Source organism: Rhizobium sp. SRI_017 (assembly GCF_057586295.1).
This window is the reverse complement of the sequence record NZ_JBYCZP010000002.1, coordinates 50335-71444: the sequence shown is the minus strand read 5'-3', so window position 1 is coordinate 71444 and position 21110 is coordinate 50335. Positions and strand designations below refer to the sequence as shown.

Annotated in this window: 19 protein-coding genes; 13 read left to right on the top strand and 6 right to left on the bottom strand. The window is 61.3% G+C overall.

Features of this window, described 5'->3' with window-relative positions; translation table 11 throughout:
- Window positions 1–33: 33 nt before the first annotated feature.
- The 7 genes from glpK to AC2YI2_RS05060 all read left to right on the top strand — a co-directional run bounded on the left by glpK (window position 34) and on the right by AC2YI2_RS05060 (window position 4187).
- Window positions 34–1530, top strand: coding sequence for a glycerol kinase GlpK (gene glpK, locus AC2YI2_RS05090; RefSeq protein ID WP_487385358.1), 1497 nt, complete (start codon window positions 34–36; stop codon window positions 1528–1530).
- Between the two features lie 59 nt (window positions 1531–1589).
- Window positions 1590–1865: a type II toxin-antitoxin system TacA family antitoxin gene (locus AC2YI2_RS05085; RefSeq protein WP_487385357.1), complete on the top strand. Its 276-nt coding sequence runs from the start codon at window positions 1590–1592 to the stop codon at window positions 1863–1865.
- 6 nt (window positions 1866–1871) lie between these two features.
- The gene (locus AC2YI2_RS05080; RefSeq protein ID WP_487385356.1) at window positions 1872–2375 is read left to right on the top strand and encodes a GNAT family N-acetyltransferase; all 504 of its coding nucleotides are present in this window, start codon (window positions 1872–1874) and stop codon (window positions 2373–2375) included.
- A gap of 35 nt (window positions 2376–2410) precedes the next feature.
- Complete coding sequence (locus tag AC2YI2_RS05075; protein ID WP_487385355.1) at window positions 2411–2785, top strand: YciI family protein; 375 nt, start codon at window positions 2411–2413, stop codon at window positions 2783–2785.
- Window positions 2786–2930: 145 nt separating this feature from the next.
- On the top strand, window positions 2931–3398 hold the full coding sequence (locus tag AC2YI2_RS05070) for an SRPBCC family protein (RefSeq protein ID WP_487385354.1): 468 nt from the start codon (window positions 2931–2933) through the stop codon (window positions 3396–3398).
- 17 nt (window positions 3399–3415) lie between these two features.
- Window positions 3416–3838 (top strand): DoxX family protein, encoded by a 423-nt coding sequence (locus AC2YI2_RS05065; RefSeq protein ID WP_487385353.1) that lies wholly within the window; start codon window positions 3416–3418, stop codon window positions 3836–3838.
- A 94-nt stretch (window positions 3839–3932) separates the two neighbouring features.
- Entirely contained in the window at window positions 3933–4187 is a 255-nt protein-coding gene (locus AC2YI2_RS05060) for a type II toxin-antitoxin system Phd/YefM family antitoxin (protein ID WP_487385352.1), read from the top strand.
- A 43-nt stretch (window positions 4188–4230) separates the two neighbouring features.
- Here AC2YI2_RS05060 and AC2YI2_RS05055 read toward each other — a convergent pair whose 3' ends face one another.
- Window positions 4231–4857 (bottom strand): LysE family translocator, encoded by a 627-nt coding sequence (locus AC2YI2_RS05055; RefSeq protein WP_487385351.1) that lies wholly within the window; start codon window positions 4855–4857, stop codon window positions 4231–4233.
- Window positions 4858–5012: 155 nt separating this feature from the next.
- On the opposite strand from AC2YI2_RS05055, the gene AC2YI2_RS05050 reads away from it, so the two are divergent.
- The 3 genes from AC2YI2_RS05050 (at window position 5013) to sbmA (ending at window position 8263) form a co-directional block, all read left to right on the top strand.
- The gene (locus tag AC2YI2_RS05050) at window positions 5013–6074 is read left to right on the top strand and encodes an LLM class flavin-dependent oxidoreductase (RefSeq protein WP_487385350.1); all 1062 of its coding nucleotides are present in this window, start codon (window positions 5013–5015) and stop codon (window positions 6072–6074) included.
- A 35-nt stretch (window positions 6075–6109) separates the two neighbouring features.
- Window positions 6110–6859: a type I methionyl aminopeptidase gene (map, locus tag AC2YI2_RS05045; protein ID WP_487385349.1), complete on the top strand. Its 750-nt coding sequence runs from the start codon at window positions 6110–6112 to the stop codon at window positions 6857–6859.
- 132 nt (window positions 6860–6991) lie between these two features.
- Entirely contained in the window at window positions 6992–8263 is a 1272-nt protein-coding gene (sbmA, locus tag AC2YI2_RS05040; RefSeq protein WP_487385348.1) for a peptide antibiotic transporter SbmA, read from the top strand.
- 4 nt (window positions 8264–8267) lie between these two features.
- Here sbmA and AC2YI2_RS05035 read toward each other — a convergent pair whose 3' ends face one another.
- Together AC2YI2_RS05035 and bglA are read right to left on the bottom strand one after the other, a co-directional pair.
- Window positions 8268–9245, bottom strand: coding sequence for a polysaccharide deacetylase family protein (locus AC2YI2_RS05035; RefSeq protein WP_487385347.1), 978 nt, complete (start codon window positions 9243–9245; stop codon window positions 8268–8270).
- A gap of 66 nt (window positions 9246–9311) precedes the next feature.
- Entirely contained in the window at window positions 9312–10964 is a 1653-nt protein-coding gene (gene bglA / locus AC2YI2_RS05030) for a beta-galactosidase BglA (protein ID WP_487385346.1), read from the bottom strand.
- An 86-nt stretch (window positions 10965–11050) separates the two neighbouring features.
- On the opposite strand from bglA, the gene AC2YI2_RS05025 reads away from it, so the two are divergent.
- Together AC2YI2_RS05025 and AC2YI2_RS05020 are read left to right on the top strand one after the other, a co-directional pair.
- Window positions 11051–11959: a sugar kinase gene (locus AC2YI2_RS05025; RefSeq protein WP_487385345.1), complete on the top strand. Its 909-nt coding sequence runs from the start codon at window positions 11051–11053 to the stop codon at window positions 11957–11959.
- 95 nt (window positions 11960–12054) lie between these two features.
- A complete protein-coding gene (locus AC2YI2_RS05020; protein WP_487385344.1) occupies window positions 12055–13086 on the top strand; it encodes a glycosyltransferase family 4 protein in 1032 nt (343 codons plus the stop codon).
- A 141-nt stretch (window positions 13087–13227) separates the two neighbouring features.
- On the opposite strand, the gene der is transcribed toward AC2YI2_RS05020, so the two are convergent.
- The 3 genes from der to AC2YI2_RS05005 form a co-directional block, all read right to left on the bottom strand.
- Complete coding sequence (gene der / locus AC2YI2_RS05015; RefSeq protein ID WP_487385343.1) at window positions 13228–14652, bottom strand: ribosome biogenesis GTPase Der; 1425 nt, start codon at window positions 14650–14652, stop codon at window positions 13228–13230.
- 25 nt (window positions 14653–14677) lie between these two features.
- On the bottom strand, window positions 14678–15349 hold the full coding sequence (locus AC2YI2_RS05010; RefSeq protein WP_487385851.1) for a tetratricopeptide repeat protein: 672 nt from the start codon (window positions 15347–15349) through the stop codon (window positions 14678–14680).
- 130 nt (window positions 15350–15479) lie between these two features.
- Window positions 15480–19211 (bottom strand): PAS domain-containing hybrid sensor histidine kinase/response regulator, encoded by a 3732-nt coding sequence (locus AC2YI2_RS05005; RefSeq protein ID WP_487385342.1) that lies wholly within the window; start codon window positions 19209–19211, stop codon window positions 15480–15482.
- Window positions 19212–19439: 228 nt separating this feature from the next.
- Between AC2YI2_RS05005 and AC2YI2_RS05000 the strand changes: the two genes are divergently transcribed.
- Complete coding sequence (locus AC2YI2_RS05000) at window positions 19440–21026, top strand: trimethylamine methyltransferase family protein (protein ID WP_487385341.1); 1587 nt, start codon at window positions 19440–19442, stop codon at window positions 21024–21026.
- The last annotated feature ends 84 nt before the right edge of the window (window positions 21027–21110 follow it).

The following is a 21110-nucleotide window of genomic DNA, read 5'->3' as shown; positions in this document are numbered from 1 at the left end:
TCGGACATCAGGAATCTGGATGGGGAGGATCCGATGACCGGCTTTGTGCTAGCGATCGACCAGGGTACGACATCGAGTCGTGCAATCGTGTTCGATAAGAACATGCAGGCCGTCGGCACGGGCCAGAAGGAATTCACCCAGATATATCCGCAATCCGGCTGGGTGGAACACGACCCCGAGGAGATCTGGGCCTCGGTCGTCAGCGTCGTCAAGACCGCGATCAAGAAAGCGGGTATCCAGGCCTCCGACATCTCCGCCATCGGCATCACCAACCAGCGCGAGACAGTGGTGGTCTGGGACCGCAAGACCGGCAACCCCATACACAATGCCATCGTCTGGCAGGACCGCCGGACTGCCCGGCTTTGCGACGCGCTAAAGATCAAGGGCCTCGAGAAAAAGTTCAGCCGCAAGACCGGGCTGCTGCTCGACCCCTACTTCTCCGGCACCAAGCTCTCCTGGTTGCTCTCGAAAGTGAAGGGCGCCCGCGCCCGGGCTCAAAAAGGCGAACTCTGCTTCGGCACCATCGATACTTTCCTCTTATGGCGGCTTACGGGTGGGAAGAGCTTCCTCACTGACGCGACGAATGCCTCGCGAACCCTGATCTACAATATCGGCGAGAACCGCTGGGACGACGAACTGCTCGGCATTCTCGACATCCCCACCGCCATCCTGCCGGAGGTACGCGACTGCGCCAGCGATTTCGGCGTCACCGAGAAGTCGCTTTTCGGCGCCGAAATCCCGATCCTGGGCATCGCCGGCGACCAGCATGCCGCCACCATTGGCCAGGCCTGCTTCTCACCCGGCATGCTGAAATCCACCTATGGCACAGGCTGCTTCGCGCTGCTCAACACCGGCGCCGACATGGTGCCGTCGAAGAACCGGCTGCTGACCACCATCGCCTACCGTCTCGACGGCAAGACGACCTATGCGCTGGAAGGTTCGATCTTCATCGCCGGTGCTGCGGTACAATGGCTGCGCGACGGCCTGCGCGTCATCAAGTCGGCCGCGGATTCGGCGGCGCTGGCGGACAAGGCCGACCCCAATCAGAATGTCTATCTCGTCCCCGCTTTCGTCGGCCTGGGCGCGCCGTGGTGGGACGCCGATGCCCGCGGCGCGATCTATGGCCTGACCCGCAATTCCGGGCCTGAAGAGATCACCAAGGCAGCGCTGGAGAGCGTCTGCTATCAGACCCGTGACCTGCTGGACGCCATGCACAAGGACTGGAAGAGCGACGGCGAGCGCCAGACTGTGCTCCGCGTCGATGGCGGCATGGTCGCCTCGGACTGGACCATGCAATGCCTCGCCGACATCCTCGACGCCCCCGTCGACCGCCCGAAGGTGCTGGAAACCACCGCGCTCGGCGCCGCCTGGCTCGCCGGCTCCCGCGCCGGCGTCTGGCCCGATCAGCAGGGTTTTGCGAAGAAGTGGGCGCTGGAGAGAAAGTTCGAGCCCAGGATGGATGAGAAGACCCGCAACGCCAAGCTCAAGGGCTGGAAGGACGCGGTGAGGCGGACGCTGACAGCGAGCTAACTGTCGTCTTGACATTGTCATGACATATTACTAGGTTTGTTGCGAACCGAGGACAAAGTATGACGGCATCATCCCAGCGCTCGGACAAGATCGACATTCGTATTTCGCCTGCAGCAAAGCGCATCCTTCAGGAGGCTGCGCGCGAGCGGCATACAACGATCAGTCAATTCGTTATCGACAGTGCGCTCAGCACCGCGCAGGACGTTCTGGCGGAGCGGGCTCGCATCGCTCTCGACACCCCTCAGTGGGAGGCCTTTGTCACGGCGCTTGATGCTCCTACCGAGCGCCATCCTCGCATGGAACGGCTCCTGAAAGAGCCCACGATTCTTGATTAGACATCGATGAGCGAGAAGCCGAATGTCGCCAAACTGACGGCGGACCACGATCACGCATCGTTCGACTGTGGGAACGATGCCCTCAATCGCTTCATCAAGCAACACGCCCTACAAGGCCAAAGGGCCGGCATTTCCCAAACCTATGTCGCGACGATCGGCACTGGGATCGTCGGGTTTCATACACTCGTCGTCGGCGAAATCACGCATAGTGAAGCGCCAGAGAGGTTGGCCAAAGGCCTTCCAAGGTTTCCGATTCCGATCATCATTCTCGCTCGGCTGGCAGTGGACGCATCATGGAAGGGCAAGGGCCTGGGCGGTGCACTCATCGTCGACGCCATGCGCCGAATACTCAATGCAGCGGACATTGCCGGTGTGCGAGCGATGGTGGTTCATGCCAAGGATGATGATGCGCGACGCTTCTATGAACATCTCGGCTTCATTCCATTTCCGGGGAAAATGCTGACGCTTTATCGACTGTTGAAAGATATCAGGGCTATGCGAGACAGCTAGTCAGGCGGTCGATGTTTATCAAATGGGGGAATTCCATGCACTACGCCATCCTCTGCTACAACGAAGAAGACGTGATCCAGGCCTGGTCTGCCGAGGAAGATGCAGCCACCATGGTGCGGCTCCAGGCCGTCGAGAAACAACTCACTGCACAGGGCAAGCTCGGGCCGGTGGCGCGGTTGCAGCCGACGAAAACGGCGACCACGTTGCGCAAGAGCGGCAAGGAGCAGTTCATCTTGGACGGGCCGTTTGCCGAGACGAAAGAGCAGTTTCTGGGCTTCTTCGTCGTCGAGGTCGAGACCATGGATGAGGCGATCGCCGCGGCGAAGGATCTTGCTGAGGCCAATCCCGGCACCGGCGCCTATGAGATCCGGCCGCTGATGATTTACAGCCCAGACAAGCGCACGGCCTAGCCGCCAGCCGCATCACGAGAAAACCAATATAAAATTCAACTGCTTGAGAGATTCTTGCTGGAATTTTTCGGGCCGTTGTCGGATCGCGCGCCCCTCCGTCGTCGTGAAGGCATCCAGTTGATTTGCTTTCAGGATGGAGACCCCGATGACTGAGACTACCCCCGACTACGCCCTGACACTGACCCGCACCTTCGATGCCCCCGCTGCCAAGGTCTACAAGTGCTGGACCGATCCGGAGCTGATGAAGCAATGGTTCGCACCGCGCCCTTTCACCACGCCAATCATTGAGCTCGACCTCCGTGCCGGCGGCGCCAACCGCATCGTGATGCAGGACGAGGCTGGCAATGAATATCCGAACCAGGGTGTCTATCTCGAGATTGTGCCGGATCGGAAAGTCGTCTTCACCGACGCCTTCACCTCCGCCTGGAAGCCCTCGGCCAAGCCCTTCTTCGTCGGCGAGATCCATTTCGAGGAAGAGAACGGCAAGACGAAATACACCGCCATCGCCCGCCATTGGACGAAGGAAGACATGGAGACCCACGAGAAGATGGGTTTCCACGAAGGCTGGGGCCAATGCGCCGACCAGCTCGCCGATCTGCTCAAGACCATCTGACCGGCAAGGAGGACAATATGACCACGATCGACTTCTCCAATCCCACCTTCGCCCCGAGCAAGGCGGCACGGATCACCGGCTGGGTGCTGAGCGGCCTGCTCATTGCCTTCCTGACCTTCGATGGCGCGATCAAGCTTGTGCCGCTGCAAGTGGTGCTCGACACCAGCGCCCAGCTCGGACTGCCCGCCGATCCGACATCTGCCCGCATCCTCGGCGTACTGACGCTCGGCTGCACCCTGCTCTACGTAATCCCGCGCACGGCCATCCTCGGCGCGATCCTGCTGACCGGTTATCTTGGCGGTGCTATCGCCACGCATTTCAGCGCCGGCAGCCCGCTCTTCACGCATCTGCTGTTTGGCGTCTATCTCGGGCTGTTCGCCTGGGGTGGCCTCTGGTTCCGCGATCCGCGCATCAGGGCGATGATTCCGTTCAGCAGGTGACCGACCGCCAAATATGCCCTCCGGGGGACATCCCGGAGGGTTTGGTCTGGAGAAGGCCCCAATCCTGATATATAAACTTTCTACGCATGAGGGGATGGCGACCATGACATCGATGTCCAGCGTAGAATTCAGTCAGGACACAGGCAAAGCTCGACAACTGGCCAAGAAGGCACCCGTGTTCATCATCGATCACGGCGAGACCTCACACGTCCTTCTTTCGATCGAAGAGTGCCAGAAACTGGCCAGCCAGGGCAAAAGCATTTCCGACCTCTTGGCCATGGATGACCATGTCATCAAGCCGCCACCCCGGATCGATCACAGCGAATTTCGACCAGTGGAATTTGATTGAGATCGGGCCTGGCCACTGCGGCCGGGCTCGGTCGCTTGGCACGTTAAGCCGCCGCCCGTTTCCATCCCGCCGCCAACACCCCTGCCCCGATCATCAGCGAACCGCCCGTGCGGTTGACGATGCGCTGGACGCGCGGTTTGCGGATCTGTTGGCGGGCCATGGCGGCAAGCAGCGCATAGAGGCTCGCATTGGCCGCCGCGAGCACAAGGAAGGTGATTTCGAAGATCGTGAGCTGGATCGCCACGGGACCATGCACGTCAAGGAATTGCGGCAGGAAGGCCACGAAGAAGATCAGACTCTTGGGATTGAGCGCCGTTACCAGATAGGCATGGGCAAAGATGCGGCGCGGTCTCTCCCTGGGAAGCTCCGCGATGTCGCCGTCCGCCACCGGTGCGCGCCAGAGCTTTAGGCCGAGATAGACGAGATAGGCTGCGCCTACCCATTTCAGGATGGTGAAGATCGTGGCCGAGGTCGCGAGCAATGCGCCCAGCCCCAGCATCGACGCGGTCATCGCCGTGAAATCGCCGAGCGTCACGCCGGCAACGGTCGCGAAGGCAACCTTGCGGCCATGGCCGAGCGCATAGGAAATGACGAGAAGGACCGTGGGGCCGGGAATGGCAAGCAGGATTGCGGAGGCTGCGCAGAATGCCAGCCAATGTTCGAGAGACATGTATTCCTCCATCCAAAAACCAGACTAATCCATGGGACCCGGATGTTGGCAAGAGGCATTTTCATGCCCGCTCGAACGCAGTGTTCGCCCGTCGCAGGCTTTTCATTTACCGCAGAAATCGCCATGTAGCAGGCACGAAAAATCCGGAGCTCGACATGGAACTTGGCCTTTACACCTTCGCCGACGTGAACCCCGAAGCTGCCGCCGGCGAGCGTGGCCGCGATGCGGCGGAACGCGCCAGGCATCTGCTTGAAGAAATCGAACTCGCCGATCAGGTCGGTCTCGACGTCTTCGGCCTCGGCGAACACCATCGGCCAGACTACATGGCCTCGGCCCCTGCGATGCTGCTGGCCGCTGCCGCAACCCGAACAAAGAACATCCGCCTCACCAGCGCGGTGACCGTGCTGAGCTCCGACGATCCGGTCCGCGTCTACCAGCAATATGCGACGCTCGACCTGATCTCCAACGGCCGCGCAGAGATCATGGCCGGCCGCGGCTCCTTCATCGAGAGTTTTCCGCTGTTCGGCTACAATCTCGACGACTATGACCAGCTGTTCTCTGAGAAGCTCGAATTGCTTCTCGCGATCCGGGACGAGGAGAAGGTAACGTGGTCGGGCACGATGCGTCCGCCGATCCAGGGCCGCGGCGTCTATCCGCGGTCGCTGCAGGACAAGCTGCCGATCTGGATCGCCGTCGGCGGCACGCCGCAATCGGTCGCCCGCGCCGGCTATCTCGGTCTGCCTCTTGCGATCGCCATCATCGGCGGCGAGCCGGCACGTTTTGCGCCGCTCTTCGACCTCTATCGCGAGGCGGCCCGCAAGGGTGGTCACGATCCGGCGACGCTCAAGACCTCGATCAATGTCCACGGCTTCATCGCCGACAGCGATCAGGCTGCGCTCGATCAGTATTACGAGCCGTCGATCACGGTCATGAACCGCATCGGCCGGGAGCGCGGCTGGGGTCCGTCGGGCCGGGCACAGTATGAGGCATCCGCATCCTCGCGCGGCGCGCTGTTCCTCGGCGGGCCGGAGCGGGTCGCAGAGAAGATCGTTGCCCACCAGAAGATCTTCAAGAACGACCGCTTCCTGCTGCAGATGGCACTCGGGCTGATGCCGCATGACCAGCTGATGCGCGGCATCGAGCTCTACGGCACCAAGGTCAAGCCGATGGTCAAGCAGATGCTGGCGGATCAGCCGGTTGACGCTATGGCGAAATGATCCGATAGAGCGGGAAGGCAAACCGGGCAAATCAGATGGTCGTCTCCAACGATAGCGAACTCCAGGGGCTGAAGGAAATCGGGCGCATCTGCGCCGCGACGCTCAACGCCATGGCCGCGGCGATGGAGCCTGGCATGACGACCAAGGAGCTCGACGACCTCGGCCGCAGGCTGCTCGAGGAAGCCGGCGCTGAATCGGCGCCGGAGACCTGCTATCAGTTTCCAGGCGCCACCTGCATCAGCGTCAATGAGGAAGTGGCGCACGGCATTCCGGGCGACCGGGTACTGCAGGCGGGCGACCTCGTCAATATCGACGTCTCGGCCGTGAAGGATGGCTACTTCAGCGATACCGGAGCCTCCTTCGTCATCCCGCCCGGCAATTCAAAAATCGAAAAACTCTGCCGCGATGGCCGCCGCGCGTTGTGGACCGGCCTGCAGCAGGTCAGGCCCGGCAGGCCCTATGCGAAGATCGGCGACGCCATCGGCGCCTTCGCCGCCAAGAACCGCTATACGCTGATCCAGAATCTCGCGAGCCACGGCGTCGGCCGCTCGCTGCACGAGGAGCCGGCGGAGCTCTCGACCTGGCCCGACGCCACCGAACGACGGATCATCGAGGAAGGCCAGGTCTTCACCATCGAACCCTTCCTGTCGCTCGGCGCCCATTGGGCCGAGAGCAGCAAGGATCCCTGGACGCTGCTGGCTGAGCCGAAGGCGCTGACAGTGCAATTCGAGCACACGATCGTGGCGACCCGCGGCGGACCGCTGATCCTGACGCTGGCCGAATAAGAGCCGGATTTTCCGCCCGTTACATTTTCTTCATCTTGGCCGGGCGCCATTGAAGCGCCATTCTTTCTGAAATACGGTCGCGCCGAAATCAATGCTTCGCGGTCAACGCCGCGATCTCAGGAGATATGGCGCTTGTTCAAGTCGTTCTTTCCCAACCCGAAGCCGTTTTTCCTGTCCGCGATACTTTGGACCGTCATCTGTGGATTTATCTGGTTCGGCATTCTCAGCAACTGGCAAGGGGCGCTGAATTTCTTCGGGAACTTCGTGCACGGCCAGCCCGGCCCGGATGGAAGGCCGCCCTTTCTCACGCCCGAGCGCCTTTACATCTACACCTTCCTGATCGCCTGCGGCATTGTCTTCTCGATCTTCTGGACCGTCTATTCCGACCAGCGCTGGCGACTATGGTCGGTCTGGGGCTCCACCCTCATCGTCCTCTCCTACTATTTCAACGTCCAGATCGATGTATATCTCAATGACTGGTACGGCAGCTTCTTCGACATGCTGCAAGCCGCCCTGACCAAGACGCGCGTCGTGTCCGAATGGGAATATTACTCGTCGCTGTTCTCGGTAACCGGCATCCTGGTCGTCAACATCGTCTTCCTCGTCCTGCTTTCCTTCTTCACCGCCCATTATGTTTTCCGCTGGCGCACAGCGATGAACAACTACTATGTTGACCATTGGAAGAAGGTCCGGAAGATCGAAGGTGCATCCCAGCGCGTCCAGGACGACACGATGCGTTTTGCGCGCGGATTGCAGGGACTCGGCGTCAGCTTCATCAGTTCGATGATGACCCTAATCGCATTCCTGCCGCTGCTCTGGACGTTGTCCAAGCAGGTCACGAATATTCCTTTCATCGGCAATATCGACGGATCGCTGATCTTCGTCGCACTGATCTCGGCGAGTTTTGGGACCATCCTGCTGGCACTCGTCGGCATTCGGCTACCAGGGCTCGAATTCCGCAACCAGCGCGTGGAAGCGGCCTACCGCAAGGAACTCGTCTACGGCGAGGACCATGAGCACCGCGCAGAGCCCCTGACGCTGGCGGAACTGTTCACCGCGGTGCGCAAGAACTATTTCCGGCTCTATTTCAACTATATGTACTTCAATGTCGCCAAGTTTGCCTATCTGCAAGGCGCGACCTTCGTGCCTTATTTTGCGCTCGGCCCGACGGTCGTCGCCGGCACGATCACCTTTGGCGTCTTCCAGCAGATCAACCAGGCCTTCTCGCAGGTCGACAGCTCGTTCCGTTTCCTCGCCTCGTCGTGGAACGACATCGTCGAGATGACCTCGATCTACAAGCGCCTGCGCGCCTTCGAAGACGCGATCGAGGGCCAGGAGTTGTCGTCGATGGAGAAACCCTACGTCGACAGCTCGACGACTGAGATCGCACAGTCAGAACTGTGAGCCCTCAGAAGGCTGAGCCGTCGGCCTTCCCCTTCAGCATCCCGATCGCCTGCGCATAGTTCACGCAGGCGACATCGGGCTTGCTGCAGGTCTCGGTGAGGAATGTATCGAGCGCATCCCAATAGGCGCCGCCATTCATCTCGACGAAATGGAAGCCGAGCTGCAACGGAACGCGATTGCCATTGTATTGGCGCGTGAAGGCCGCCCGGAATGCGTCGAGCGTGCGCGCGGCAAAGATATCGGCACGGCCCGGCGAATTCAGTCCGCCGGAATGGCGGATGAAGAGATTGTAGTCCATGCCGATCACCAGCCGTTCGTCGGGCCCTTCCGGAATGCGTGGCAGCGCGAAGCGCAGAAGCCCGTCCTCGTCTTCCACCTCGGCCGGCCCCTTGGAAATCAGGCTCGCGTCGTAGGTGAAGTCCTTCGATTTCAGAGCTGTGGTCAATCCCGGCCCCGTCGAGAGATAGGGCGCGCGAAAACCCTTGATGTCGTTCTTGACGAAGTCCGCCCAGCCCGATGGTTCCAGCGTTCCGTAGTCGTTGCCTTTCCAGGCATTCAGCAATGCCTTGTCGAAGGCGCGGAATTCCTGTTTCCACTCGGCTTTCGTCCAGTCCTTGCCGTCGAAATGGCCGCAGGCATGCGAGCCGATGTCGTGACCTTCGAGATGGGCCTGCCAGATATTGCCGAGCCGTGCCTGGATCTCCGGCACGCTCTGCGCCCAGCCGGTGGCCGAACTGCCAGGCTTTTCGTGGGGCGCCTTGTAGGCATGGCGGTCAGCCGGATTGATCAGATAGGTGCAGGACAGGAAATAGGTGAAATGCGCGCCAGTCTTCTTGGCAAGCTTGCGCGAGCGGTCCCAGAGCTTGTTGTCGTGCGCGCCGTCGAAGGAGATGATCACCAGTTGCTTCGGTTTGTCCTCCTCTGCAACGGCAATGCCTGATGTGGCGAGAAGGGCGATGGCGGCAGCAAGGATCAGGCGCATGGATATTCCGGAAGGTTGGCAGGCAGCCATCCTTCCTCCGTGATTGCGGATATTTCGTGATCTCCGTCAGAGCTTGCCGCAGAAGGCATCCATTGCCGAGAGCTCCACGGCCTTGTCATCGAAGGTGGGATTGAAGCCTGGAATTGCCACCGCCTTCAGACCCTTGAGCTTCGACGGTAGGGTGAAATGGCCCGGCTTCCGCGTCAGATTGAACACGAAGAGGAACGTATCCTTGCCCTTGGTGCGCGTGAAGGCCAGCAGGTCCTGGTTCGTGGCGAGGAATTCGATGTCACCATCGACCAGCGCATAATGCGACTTCCGGAAAGCAAGCATCTGCCGATAGTGCGACAGGATCGAGCCGGCGATGCCGTCCTGTCGGTCCACGGCAAGATCGACATGGGCCGATGGCACGGGCAGCCAGGGCTTGACCGAGGAGAAGCCGGCGAACGGCTGGCCGTGTTCCCAGACCATCGGCGTGCGGCACCCATCGCGGCCCTTGAAGGCCGGCCAGAAGCGGATACCATAGGGATCGCGGAGATCCTCGAAGGCGAGATCGGCTTCGGCCAGACCGAGTTCCTCGCCCTGATAGAGGCAGATCGAACCGCGCAGGCTGGTGAGAACGCTGAGCGCCAGCTTGGCGACGCGCGCGGGATCATCGCCTTCCTGCGTGAAACGGCTGACATGGCGCATCACGTCATGGTTGGAAAAGGCCCAGCAGATCCAGCCATCCTTGATGCTTTTCTCGACGGCCTCGACGCAGCCGCGGATATGCGCGGCGGTAAAGTTCGGCGAGAGCAGGTCGAAGGTATAGCACATGTTGAGCTTGTCGCCGCCATTCGTATAGGCTGCGACGGTCGAGAGCGACCGGTAGCCGTCGCCGACCTCGCCGACAGTCGCGCGGGCGTCGTATTTGTCGAGCAGCGCGCGGATGCGCCGCATGAACTCGACATTCTCCGGCTGGGTCTTGTCATGGAGGTGGTGCTGCATCGCATAGGGGTTGGTATCAGGCGCATCGGCGGTTCCACCTGCCAGATGGGCATCGAGCGGCGGATTGTCCCTTAGATGCTTGTCGTGGAAGTAGAAATTCACTGTATCGAGGCGGAAGCCGTCCACGCCCCGATCCAGCCAGAACTTCATCGTGTCGAGCACGGCCTGCTGCACCGCCTTGCTGTGGAAATTGAGATCGGGCTGCGAGGTGAGGAAATTGTGCATGTAGTATTGCCGCCGCACCCCGTCCCATTCCCAGGCCGGTCCGCCGAAGATCGAGAGCCAGTTGTTGGGTGCAGTGCCATCGGGTTTGGGATCGGCCCAGACATACCAGTCGGCCTTCGGATTGTCCCGGCTCGTCCGGCTTTCCTTGAACCACGGGTGCTGGTCCGACGTGTGCGAGATGACCTGGTCGATCACCACCTTCAGGCCCAGGCTATGGGCCTTGGCGACCAGCGTATCGAAATCGGCGAGCGTGCCGAACATCGGATCGACGTCGCAGTAGTCGGAGACATCATAGCCCATATCGGCCATCGGCGACTTGAAGAAGGGCGAGAGCCAGATCGCGTCGACGCCAAGCGAGGCCACATGTTCGAGCCTCCCCGTGATGCCGGTGAGATCGCCGCCGCCATCGCCGGTCGAGTCCTGGAACGATCGTGGATAGATTTGATAGATCACCGCGCCACGCCACCAATTGCTGTCTTTTGATGCGGCGGATTTCTTCGCGGTCATGCCAATCTCCATTGATGTGCTACCCCTTTACCGGTTGGGCGTGATTCCGTAAACGGGTCGAGCCTTCCACGTGTTCCGGAGTCTCCATGCCGAACTTCCTTTCCATCGGTGAGTGCATGATCGAGCTTGCCAGCCTCGGCGGCGACATGATGCGCAAGGGCTTCGCCGGCGATACGTTCAACACCGCCTGGTACGCGCAGGCCTGCAGACCGGAGGGCTGGACGGTCGACTATTTCACGGCCCTCGGCGACGATCGTGCCTCGGGCGAAATGCTGGAATTCATCCAGGCAGCCGGTGTTGGCACTGGCCATATCAAGCGAATGCCGGGCAAGGCGCCGGGCCTTTACATGATCCATCTCGACAAGGGCGAACGCAGCTTCAGCTACTGGCGCAGCGTCTCGGCGGCGCGCGAACTCGCCAATGACCGCGACGCGCTGGCCGCCGCCATCGACGCCGCGGACACGGTCTATTTCTCCGGCATCACGCTCGCCATCCTGCCCCCCGAGGGACGAAACACGCTGATCACGCTTGCCGCCGCCGCCCGACAGGAAGGCAAGACGGTGGCGTTCGACCCCAATCTCCGCCCTCGCCTTTGGGCGAGCCGGGACGAGATGCTGGCAACCATCTCCGACGCCGCGGGCGCAGCCTCCATCGTGCTTCCCGGTTTCGACGACGAGGCGGCGCATTTCGGCGATGCCTCCATTCCGGAGACCGTCGCGCGCTACCGGGGCCTGGGCGCGGGTGATGTTATCGTCAAGGACGGCGCGCGCGGGGCGACACTGGCGATCGGCGACGCCCGCTTCCATGTTCCCGCCCATCCACCCCGCGAGGTCGTCGATACGACATCGGCCGGCGACAGCTTCAACGGCGGCTACCTCATGCGCCTTGCCGCCGGTGATGATCCAGAGACCGCGGCCCGTTTCGCCTCCCGGCTGGCCTCAGCCGTGATCGGCCATCACGGCGCGCTGATAACCCGTGATACGCTTGGCCTTTGAAGCCCGTCATAAGCCTGTAACACAATCATCGCAAAAGCCTCGGCAACGAAGGGCGCCGGCGACTCGGGACGCCCAGGCATGGGGCAAGCCTCAGCATGGCGAAGATCACGATCGTGACGGATGCCTGGCATCCGCAGGTCAATGGTGTCGTACGATCTCTGGAGAACACGATCGAAGAGATGCGGCGCATGGGCCACGAGATCATGCTCGTGACGCCGGATCGCTTCCGCAACATCCCGCTTCCTTCCTATCCCGAGATCCGCATCGCACTGACCCGCTACAGCACTGTTAGGCGCGAGATCGATCGCTTCCAACCGTCCTTTGTTCATATCGCCACCGAAGGCCCGCTCGGCTTCTATGCGCGGCGCTGGTGCCTCTCGCGCAAGATGCCGTTTTCGACCAGCTATCACACGCGCTTTCCGGAATATGTCTCGGCGCGCCTGCCGCTGCCGGAAAGCATGCTCTACGGCCTCGTCCGCTGGTTCCACAATGCCGGCAATGTCTGCATGGTCGCCACCCAGAGCCTGGAAGTGGAACTTGCGGCGCGCGGCTTCCGCAACCTGACGCGCTGGACGCGGGGCATCGACCCTACGCTCTACTCACCGCAGCCGCTCGAAGAGACGCCCTTCGGCCTGCCGCGGCCGCTCTTCATGCAGGTCGGTCGCGTCGCCGTGGAGAAGAACATTCCCGCCTTCCTCGAACTCGACCTGCCCGGCTCGAAGATCGTCATCGGCGACGGCCCGGATCTGGAAAAGCTCAAGCGCACCCATCCGGATGTGCTCTTCACCGGCGCCAAATTCGGCAAGGAACTCGCCGAAGCCTATGCCCAGGCGGACGTCTTCGTCTTCCCCTCGAAAACCGATACATTCGGCAATGTCATCCTCGAAGCGCTGGCCTGCGGCGTGCCGGTCGCAGCCTATCCCGTCACCGGCCCCGCGGATATTCTTGGCGGCCACCCGGAAGCGGGGGCCCTGGATGACGACCTGCGCACCGCCTGCTTGAAAGCGCTCGACGCCTCACGCACCGGCGCACGCACACTTGCCGAGGGCTACACCTGGGAAGCGGCCACGTACCAGTTCCTGCAGAATGTGATGCAAGCCAACGGGATCGTGCTCGCCGCAGAATGATTGGCTCAGATTGCAAGTTCGATAATCATGCGCCCAGCAGGCGAGATGATGTCGAAAACGCCTCAAACGACGAGATTGCGTCCCGGTTTTACGAAGGCAGCATCTATCCAGATACAGACAAGCCCGAACCAGATCCGACGCTCACTTCCGCTTGTTTGCCTTGCCTTCGAACGGATTGACCGTGCCGCGGTAGGAGATGCGGATCGGCACGCCGAAGAGATCGAAGTCCTGCCTCAAGCCATTGATGAGATAACGGGTATAGCTCTCCGGCAGCGCATCCGGGCGGGTCGTCGAAATGATGAATCCGGGCGGGCGCGACTTGATCTGCGTCATGTATTTAAGCTTCACGCGGCGGCCGGAAACGGCCGGCGGCGGATGACCCTGGGTCTGGAATTCGAGCCAGCGGTTGAGCTTGGAGGTGGAAACGCGCTTGTTCCAGACCTTGTCGGTATCGACCACCGCCTGCATCAACCGGTCGAGCCCGTCGCCGGTCTCGCCGGACACGGTAACGGCGCGGATGCCGCGGACCTGCGGCAGCAGCCGCTCGGTCTTCTCGCGGAGATCGGCCAGCACCTTCTGGCGATCCTCGATCAGGTCCCACTTGTTGAAGGCGAGCACGGCGGCGCGGCCTTCCCGGACGACGAAATCGACGATGTGCAGATCCTGTTTCTCGAAGGGGATCGTCGCGTCGAAAACAATAATGACCGTCTCGGCAAAACGCACGGCGCGCAGCGCATCGGCGACGGAGAGCTTCTCAAGCTTCTCCACGACACGGGCGCGTTTGCGCATCCCGGCGGTGTCGAACATCTTGATCGTGCGGCCCTTCCATTCCCATTCAACGGAAATGGAGTCGCGCGTGATACCTGCCTCGGGACCGGTCAGAAGCCGATCCTCGCCGATGAACCGGTTGATCAGCGTCGACTTGCCGGCATTCGGGCGGCCGACGACGGCGATACGGAGCGGCTTGGTGTCGTCATACACCGGCTCGAAATCCTCGTCGGCAATCTCTTCATCGGTCTGAGGAACATCGACATCGGTCTCGGCGACGTCTTCATCACCGAATGCCTTTTCCTCGCCGATGGCCGCGACGATCGCATCGCGGAGGTCAATCATGCCCTGGCCGTGTTCCGCCGAAATCGGGCAGGGTTCGCCAAGCCCGAGCGAATAGGCATCGTAGAAACCGGCATCGGAGCCGCGTGCCTCGGACTTGTTGGCCACGAGCACGACAGGCTTGCCGCGACGGCGCAACATCTCGGCCAGCGTGTTGTCGAGCGGCGTCAGCCCGAATTTGGCATCGACAAGGAACAGCGACAGGTCGGCTTGGTCGATCGCGGCTTCGGTCTGCGCGCGCATGCGTCCCTGCAGCGAATCTTCATGCGCCTCTTCAAGGCCGGCAGTGTCGATTATTTGGAAGCGTAGATCGACGAGCTTGGCGTCGCCCGGACGCCGATCACGGGTCACGCCCGGCAGGTCGTCGACCAGCGCCAGCTTCTTGCCGACAAGGCGGTTGAAAAGCGTGGATTTGCCGACATTCGGCCGACCGACAATGGCAACTGTAAACGTCATGTCGCTCTCCAGGCCGCCTGACGGATCAGGTCAGCTTTCCGCTGGCGGTGATCAGGGAGAGGATCATGCGCGCCCGCGTCTTCGCGCCGGCTGGCGCATCATTGTCTTCGGTGATCTGCTGCATCCATTCCTTGGCCTTGGCGTAGTTACCGGCCTTGTAGGCAGCGAGGCCCAGGACTTCGCGCGCACTGTGGCGCACCTGCGAGGAAGCAGCAGCGAGTTCCTCGACCTGGGCCGCGACCTCGTCATAGCTTGCGGTATCGACCATCAGCCAGCCCGCGCGGATCTTGGCCACATTACGCATCGCCTTCGGCACGCCAGCGTCCTGCCCGATGGCGAGGAAGTCGGCGATGGCGGCCTTGGCGTCACCCTTCTCGACCTTGAGCGTCGCAAGCCGCATGCGCGCAAGCACGGGGTAAGATCCGAAGCCGTCCTTGGACAATTGCTCGAACTGCTTGGCTGCCTCGTCGACCTGCTTGTCGTTTGCTGCTTTGATCGCGGTCAGAAAGCGGTCGCCGGATGCGGACGATTCACGCGCCTGCCACCATTCGAACAGCGACGAGCCCGCGACGCCGAGCACGATGAGGACAGCCACAGCGATGATCAACGGACGAAACCGCTTCCAGGCATTCTGGAGCTGCTCGGAACGCAGTTCCTCATTGACCTCGCGGATGAAGGTATCGTCGTTGTTGTTCATTACCATGGCAGTGTCCGTAGAAGCGGCCGATCTCGTGGAAAGGCGCTTCTAACCTATTTTACCGGCAAAGTAAGGGGGGCGGCCGAGATTCTGAAGGACTGCCGGAGACGGTCAGTCCTGCCGCACGGAGCTATTGTGCAGACGCTGCCACCTGGTCGGCACTTTCAATGCCGGTCCAGTGGCGGATCCTGTCTTCGAGCCGCTCCGGGCTGATCGGTTTGGTGATGTAATCGTCCATGCCTGAGGCGAGGCACATTTCGCGATCACCGTCGAGCGCATGCGCCGTGACACCGACGATCGGGACATGTTCGCCGGTCTCCGCCTCCAGCCGCCGAATTTCCTGGGCGGCCTGCAGGCCGTTCATGACTGGCATGGAAATGTCCATAACGATGATCGAAGGCCGCGCCTGCTGCCAGGCTTCGACCGCCTCCGCGCCATTGCCGACGATGCGGTAGCTGATCCCCGCCGCATCGAGGATCTGGCTGAAGACGATGCGGTTGACGTCATTGTCTTCGGCCACGAGCACATCGCCGGTCATCGCTTCCCCAAAACGCGGCGTGGGCGGGGCAACAGGTTTCGGCGGCGGTGGTGGCGCCGGCGGCGGGATGGCCGGCTGTTCCGGTGTTGTCGCCTTCGCCACATGCATCGGCATTGCCGTTCGGCTCGGACCCGCCGGCGCTCCAGACCTGACTTTATTGCCGCGGATCACCTCGATGACTGTATCGCGGAGGATTGCCGAACGGGCAGGCTTCATCAGATGGGCCTGGACCTTGAGATCGGTGAGATTCTCCTCGGAGTCGACAATATCGACCGAGGTGAGGAAAATAATCGCCGTGCAATCATTGGCGGGATTGGCCCGAATGCGCCGCGCCACTTCGGCACCGTTTAACCCTGGCATCTGGCTGTCGAGAATGATGAGATCGAGCGCCAGGTCATGGCCGCGCGCGACGTCGAGGATCGCAAGACCCGTCTCGCCGTCCGGCGCCGCGACGCCCTCGAATCCCCATTCGGTGATTTGCTCGAGCAGGATCGTGCGATTAATCTCATTGTCGTCGATGACAAGAATGCGCGCACCTTCGACACGGATGGGCAACGGCTTGCGGCGGCTGCTGACGGTGGCGACCTGGAGCGGCAGGCTGACCGTGAAGATCGAGCCGACCCCTTCGGTGCTCTTGACCGAGATCGCGCCGCCCTGGAGGTTCGCCAGACGCTGCGAGATCGCCAGCCCCAATCCCGTGCCCTCGTGACGGCGTGTCGATGAACTATCCACCTGCGAGAACTGCTTGAAGATTGCATCGACCTTGTCGGCAGGAATACCGATACCGGTATCCTCGACGATCACATCGAGCTGCACAGTGCCGTCGTCGCAGGGGCAGGCTGTCAGTGTCGTGACGACATGGCCGCTCTCGGTGAACTTTACGGCATTGCCGAGTAGGTTGGTGACGACCTGCCGGAAGCGGCCGGCGTCGCCATTAACCATGGTGGGCACCTCGCCGATGCGGCGGATGATCAGCTCTATATCCTTCTCCGCCGCGCGTGATGCCAGCAGGGTCGCCACGTCCTCCACCGCTTCGAGCGGGTCGAAGGGTGCGAGCTTGAGCTGCATCTGGCCTGCATCGAGACGCGAGAAGTCAAGAATGTCGTTGATGATCGTGAGCAGCGCCGTGCCCGACTTCATGATGATTTCGGTAAACGTCTTCTGGCGCGTATCGAGATTGGATTTCGAGAGCAGTTCCGCCATGCCGAGAATGCCGTTCATCGGCGTCCGGATCTCGTGGCTCATATTGGCGAGGAATTCCGATTTCGCCCGATCTGCCGTCTCAGCCTTCGAGACGAGCTTCTTCAGCTCGTCCTGGCGTTGGACAACGTCGGTCTTGTCACTGCAGATGATGACCGTTTGACCATTGTCCCGCGCCCGCATGTCGAGATGGATCCAGCGGCCACCCTCAAGCGGGAAATCGTAGGACAGGTCCCGGCGATTTTCGACCGCATCCCGAAAGCGGCCCATGCTCTCTTCGGTCTGTGCCGGATCGAAATCCGCCTGCTGCGCGAGCGTCGCGAGATAGGAAGCTTCCCAACTCTGGTTCGGCTCGCAGGTATCCTGCGGGATGTTGAGCAGCAGGGAGAGGCTGCGGTTGGTCAATACGACCTCGTGGCCCTCGAGCACCATGAGACCCTCAGGCATCGTATCGGTCGCGCTCAGGACCAGGCGGTAGGCGCGATCGGCTTCCTCGTGCGCCTTGAGAACTTCGCGGTCGCGCTTGCGCAACTCCGTGAGGTCGACATAACAGAGCAGCGACTTGCCGCCTTCGAGCGGCACGCCGGAGAAGAGCAGCACCTTGCCATCGGTAAGCAGACTCTCGCGGGTATAGGGCTCGCGACTCAGGATTTCGCCAATGCGCCGCTCGTAATATTCCTCGAAACTCGCATTGACCGGGTTCTGATTGGCATCGAACGTGTTCTTGAGCAGTTCTCGGAAGGAGCGGCCAATGATCTCGCCCTCCCAATCCACCTGCGCATTGCCCCAGACCTTGGTCCTGTAGGCTTCGTTCATGAATTCGATGTTGAGGTTCCGGTCGAGCACGATCAGGCCGACATCCATCGACGACATGATGTCCTCGAGATCGCGGCGCATCGACTCGGCCCGCGCATTGGCTTCCTGCAATTGCATCTCGCGCTGCCGCATCGGCGTCACATCGACGATGGTGCCGACCACATACGGGTTCCCCTGCTGGCTGACGATGCGGCTCGCGCTGACGATCGTCGAGGCGATGCGGCCGCCCGCGACCGGAAGGTCTTCCTCGGTCTCAATCTCCTTGCCGGTCAACAGTGTCTCGCGGTTGATCTCCCGTGCCATGATGCCCTCGGCGCCGAAGAGATCAATCTCGTCCAGACCGATAATTTCCTCCTGGCTCCGACCGATGAGATTGGCGTAGGCCTGGTTGGCAAAATAGAGCCGTTGGTCCTGGCCGCGCACGAAGGTGGCCACCGGCAGCCGGTTGAGCAGTTCGCGGAACAGGCCGACCTCATCGATGTGCCGTTTGAGCTGGTCCTCCTGCTCCTTCATCTCGGTAACATCGACGCGCAGGCCGACAAAGACACCGTTTGCGAGCCGTCGATTGATGCACTGCAGCCACTTCCCGTCCGAGAGCGGCATCAAGTCCATGCTATAGGGCAATTGCTGGAGCATCACGCGTTCGGCGATCCAGGGATCGCGCGTGCCGACGTTAAGCTCGGGATCATCAGGCTGGCGTCGGATATTGTCGTCGGCGATCCGGCTCAGCACCTCCTCGATACTCATGCCGATTCGAAGTTGACCGATCAGCGGTGAATAGAGTTCGTCGAGCTTGCGGTTGTAATAGGTGAGGCGGTTGTCGCTGTCATAGACGCAGATGCCGGCAACCATGTTGTCGATGATATACTCGGCAAGTTCTCCGGACAGGGCGCTGCCCTTTGGCCCCGGCTGCACTTGACGAACGTCCGGGGTCCCGCTGGCCGCACGCACGACCGATTGCGGGTTGAAGACGCCATAGACAAAGCTCTGCGCATCGGCGAGCGTGAACCGCTCGAGCTCGACGCTGAACCGTCCACCTCCGAAGGGATCGGAGTGGATCGTACGCTGATCCTCCCCGAAAACCAGACAGGCGCGCTCCTTGTCTTCGAGGTCCATAAGAGCCTCGACCTCGGCATATTCGTCGCGGCCGGTCCCAATCAGGTCGCCAGGCGCAAGATTCAGCAGGCGCGCATAGGCGTCATTGACCGCGACGTAAACCAGCTCGCTGTTCTTGATATAGGCAGGCCGATCCAAATCGGCGATTCGGTCGCAGATCTTGTCCAGCAATGGATCCCGATAATAGATCACTGACGTCCCGAACCTTCGAGTTCCCGGCCGTAGCAGCAGTAGCACTCGCCTCTTGAAGATTTCGTTAACCATGGCACACCAAACATTGGCCCAGGCTTGCCTGCCGCAAGGAGGACAAGATCTTTTCTCCGCGCGTCACACAAATTGGGAAATTGTCGTTTTGGCAGGTGCAGTCACGACCCAGATTTGCTACTATTATGTCTATACAAATCAGCGGACAGGAAGCACATGAGCGTCGAGGGAACACAGGCCGCAATCATTCACGAGGAAAATTCTGGCGATGGTACACGGCGCAGGCGCCCCGGTGGGCGCGGCGGAGATCGCGTTCGCAAGTCCAACAGCTCCTCCTATCTCAATCTGAAGAATACGCGCGTCAAGACCGAGCTCCTGTCGGAAGACCAGCTCGAAGCGATCCACAACGCCTCGCTGACCGTGCTCGAAGAAATCGGCATGGACATCATGCTGCCGGAAGCGCGCGAGCGCATGAAGGCCGCCGGCGCGAAAGTCACTGAAGGCACCGATCGCGTCCGCTTCGATCGCGGCCTGATCATGGAGATGATTGCGAGCGTTCCCAAGCAGTTCACGCTGCATTCGCGCAATCCGATGCGCAATGTCGAGATGGGAGGCAACAACCTCGTTTTCGCGCAGGTCGCCTCAGCCCCATTCTGCTCCGACCTGCATGGCGGCCGCCGCACGGGCAACCAAAAGGACTATCGCGACTTCCTGCGCCTCGCCCAGTCTTTTGACATCATTCATGCCACGGGTGGTTACCCGGTGGAACCGGTCGATATCCACGCCTCGGTGCGCCATCTCGACTGCATTTCCGATCTCATCAAGCTGACCGACAAGCCGTTCCACGCCTATTCGCTCGGCAAGCAGCGCAACACCGACGCGATCGAGATGACCCGCATCGGCCGCGGCATCACCATGGAGCAGATGGAGCGCGAATGCTCGCTCTTCACCATCATCAACTCGTCGTCGCCGCTCCGCCTCGATGGCCCGATGCTGCAGGGTATCATCGAAATGTCATCGACCAATCAGGCCGTGATTCTGACCCCGTTCACGCTGGCGGGTGCCATGGCGCCGGTAACGGTGGCTGGCGCGCTGGTACAGCAGAATGCCGAAGCGCTCTGCGGCATCGCCTTTACCCAGATGGTGCGCAAGGGCGCCCCTGCCGGCTATGGCGGCTTCACCTCCAACGTCGACATGAAAACGGGCGCGCCGGCCTTCGGTACCCCAGAATATATGAAGGCGGTGATCGCCGGCGGCCAGCTCGCCCGCAAATACGGCTTCCCCTACCGCACCTCCAACACCAATGCAGCCAATACGATCGACGCGCAGGCAGCCTATGAGTCCGTCTTCTCACTCTGGGGCGTGGTTGAAGGCGGCGGCAATTTCGTCATGCACTCGGCCGGTTGGACCGAAGGCGGCCTGACAGCTTCCTTCGAGAAGTTCATCCTCGATGTCGATCTCCTGCAGATGGTGGCCGAGTTCCTCAAGCCGCTCGACGTTTCAGAGGATGCGCTGGCGCTCGATGCGATCCGCGATGTCGGCCCCGGCGGCCACTTCTTCGGCACCGCGCACACGCTCGCCCGTTACGAGACTGCCTTCTACTCGCCGCTGATCTCTGACTGGCGCAACAACGAGACCTGGGTAGAGGCCGGCAGCCCGACGGCCTTCGAGCGCGCCAACAAGATCTACCAGGAGACGCTCGCCCACTATGAGCGCCCGCCCATCGACCCCGCTGTCGAGGAAGAACTCGACGCCTTCGTCGCCAAGCGCAAGGAAGAAGGCGGCGTGCCTACCGACTTCTAATCGGCATCATAGGTAACAGCCATCGAAAGCGCCATCCGGACCAAATCTGGGTGGCGTTTTTGTTTTCGAGAAGCTCACGCCATA